Annotated in this window: 1 tRNA gene and 2 rRNA genes; all 3 read right to left on the bottom strand. The window is 45.8% G+C overall.

The window, feature by feature from the left end:
- Positions 1 to 72 precede the first annotated feature (72 nt).
- The 3 genes from rrf to ACJBCC_RS17040 all read right to left on the bottom strand — a co-directional run bounded on the left by rrf (position 73) and on the right by ACJBCC_RS17040 (position 3,383).
- Positions 73 to 182, bottom strand: a 5S ribosomal RNA gene (gene rrf / locus ACJBCC_RS17050).
- A 103-nt stretch (positions 183 to 285) separates the two neighbouring features.
- Positions 286 to 3,111 (bottom strand): 23S ribosomal RNA (locus tag ACJBCC_RS17045).
- 198 nt (positions 3,112 to 3,309) lie between these two features.
- A tRNA-Ala gene (locus ACJBCC_RS17040) sits at positions 3,310 to 3,383 on the bottom strand.
- Positions 3,384 to 3,424 lie beyond the last annotated feature (41 nt).

Genomic DNA, 3,424 nt, shown 5'->3' with positions numbered 1-3,424 from the left:
TCAGATTAAAAAAAACGAAAAAACCCTTACTAAATAAATAGTAAGGGTTTTACAATACCGATATATCGGTAAAAAAGGCGGCGACCTACTCTTCCACAGTCAAGCAGTACCATCGGCGCAAACGGGCTTAACTACTCTGTTCGGAATGGTAAGAGGTGAGCCCCGTCGCTATAACCACCTTAAGTTTTGGTTGTTATAAAATAATCAACACTAATATTGTTGACATATTGAAAAAATCACATGATATAAGTAATATGTATTGTAAACTTTATAAAAAAACAGGCGTACAATAAGCCTATGGGTTATTAGTACTACTCGGCTATGACATTACTGCCTTTACACCTATAGCCTATCAACGTGGTAATCTTCCACGACCCTTTAAAGAAATCTCATCTTGTGGTGGGTTTCGCGCTTATATGCTTTCAGCGCTTATCCCTTCCGAACGTAGCTACCCTGCAATGCTCCTGGCGGAACAACAGGTACACCAGAGGTTCGTCCAACTCGGTCCTCTCGTACTAGAGTCAGATCCACTCAAATTTCTAACGCCCACTGTAGATAGAGACCGAACTGTCTCACGACGTTCTGAACCCAGCTCGCGTGCCACTTTAATGGGCGAACAGCCCAACCCTTGGGACCTTCTCCAGCCCCAGGATGTGACGAGCCGACATCGAGGTGCCAAACCCCCCCGTCGATATGAGCTCTTGGGGGAGATCAGCCTGTTATCCCCGGCGTACCTTTTATCCTTTGAGCGATGGCCCTTCCATACGGAACCACCGGATCACTATGCTCTACTTTCGTACCTGATCGACCTGTATGTCTCTCAGTCAAGCTCCCTTATGCCATTGCACTCTACGCACGGTTACCAAGCGTGCTGAGGGAACCTTTAGAAGCCTCCGTTACTCTTTTGGAGGCGACCACCCCAGTCAAACTACCCACCAAGCACTGTCCTTTCATTGAAAGTTAGACTCTAGATAAGCAAAGGGTGGTATTTCAACAATGACTCCACAACGCCTAGCGACGCCACTTCAAAGTCTCCCACCTATCCTACACATTACTTATCCAAAACCAATACTAAGCTATAGTAAAGGTGCACGGGGTCTTTTCGTCCCACAGCGGGTAATCGGCATCTTCACCGATACTACAATTTCACCGAGCTCATGGCTGAGACAGTGTCCAGATCGTTACACCATTCGTGCAGGTCGGAACTTACCCGACAAGGAATTTCGCTACCTTAGGACCGTTATAGTTACGGCCGCCGTTTACTGGGGCTTCATTTGAGATCTTCGAAGTAAACTTCTAAACCCTCCACTTAACCTTCCAGCACCGGGCAGGTGTCAGGCCCTATACATCATCTTTCGATTTAGCAGAGCCCTGTGTTTTTGATAAACAGTCGCCTGGACCTTTTCACTGCGGCCCATCTTACGATGGGCGACCCTTCTCCCGAAGTTACGGGTCTATTTTGCCTAGTTCCTTAGCCATGAATCTCTCGAGCACCTTAGAATTCTCATCCCAACTACCTGTGTCGGTTTAGGGTACGGGCTGCTTCACTTGCTTTTCTTGGAAGTCGATTTGCTAGATTATCACCTTGACCGTAGTCTCAGTGTACTATCGCGGTATTACTACTCGCTTCAACGTACTATTCCGTCAGTACGCACTAACTTTTCGCCTCCGTCACGTTTAGTGTGAGCAGGTACAGGAATATTAACCTGTTGTCCATCCACTACCCCTTTCGGGTTCGCGTTAGGTCCCGACTAACCCTCAGCTGATTAGCATAGCTGAGGAAACCTTAGTCTTTCGGTGTGCGGGTTTCTCGCCCGCATTATCGTTACTTATGCCTACATTTTCTTTTGTAGCTTCTCCAGCATGCCTCACAGCACACCTTCGACGACACTACAATGCTCCCCTACCACTTTTACAAGTCCATAGCTTCGGTAATATGTTTATGCCCGATTATTATCCATGCCGAACCGCTCGACTAGTGAGCTGTTACGCACTCTTTAAATGAATGGCTGCTTCCAAGCCAACATCCTAGCTGTCTAAGCAGTTCAACCTCGTTTATTCAACTTAACATATATTTGGGGACCTTAGCTGATGGTCTGGGTTCTTTCCCTCTCGGACATGGACCTTAGCACCCATGCCCTCACTGCTGATTAACATTTTATAGCATTCGGAGTTTGTCAGGAATTGGTAGGCGGTGAAGCCCCCGCATCCAATCAGTAGCTCTACCTCTATAAAACTATAAATCAACGCTGCACCTAAATGCATTTCGGGGAGTACGAGCTATTTCCGAGTTTGATTGGCCTTTCACCCCTACCCACAGGTCATCCGAAGACTTTTCAACGTCAACCGGTTCGGGCCTCCACTGTGTGTTACCACAGCTTCACCCTGCCCATGGGTAGATCACACGGTTTCGCGTCTACCACTACTAACTAAAGCGCCCTATTCAGACTCGCTTTCGCTACGGATCCGGACCTGAAGTCCTTAACCTTGCTAGCAACGGTAACTCGTAGGCTCATTATGCAAAAGGCACGCCGTCACAGATCAAGTCTGCTCCGACCGCTTGTAAGCGTATGGTTTCAGGTTCTATTTCACTCCCTTATTCAGGGTTCTTTTCACCTTTCCCTCACGGTACTAGTTCACTATCGGTCTCTCAGGAGTATTTAGCCTTATCGGATGGTCCCGACTGATTCACACAGGGTTTCACGTGCCCCGCACTACTCAGGATACCACTATCTTAACAATCTTTACTTATACGGGACTATCACCCTCTTTGGTCAGTCTTTCCAAACTGTTCTAATTCATTATGCATCGAATATCGTGGTCCTACAACCCCAGCATTGCCGTAACAATACTGGTTTGGGCTAATCCAATTTCGCTCGCCGCTACTATCGGAATCACTTTTGTTTTCTTCTCCTCCGGGTACTTAGATGTTTCAGTTCTCCGGGTTCGCCTCCTTGCGGATAACATGTCTTCAACATGCTGGGTTGCCCCATTCGGATATCTACGGATCAATTTGTATGTGCCAATCCCCGTAGCTTTTCGCAGCTTATCACGTCCTTCATCGCCTCTGAGAGCCTAGGCATTCCCCATACGCTCTTATTTAGCTTATTGTACTTTTGTCTTTTTAATGAGTTACTATTTAGTTTTAAACTATAAAGCTTAAAACTAAACTTTATGATTAATTAAAAGCTCGTAAACCCTAATTAATCATTATTACTTTATAAAGAGATAAATCTCTCTATATTATTTCATGTATCTTTTTCAATATGTCAATGAACTTTCTATTTCCTATATAAACAAGAAATGTTGTGGAGAATATCGGAGTCGAACCGATGACCTCCTGCGTGCAAGGCAGGCGCTCTAGCCAGCTGAGCTAATCCCCCATTTATTAAGTAGTCAGTTATCAGTTAACAGTTATCAGTTA

Source organism: Winogradskyella sp. 4-2091 (assembly GCF_045765065.1).
Classification (GTDB): domain Bacteria; phylum Bacteroidota; class Bacteroidia; order Flavobacteriales; family Flavobacteriaceae; genus Winogradskyella.
The sequence above is the reverse complement of the archived record's forward strand: the minus strand, read 5'-3'. Positions and strand labels throughout refer to the sequence as shown.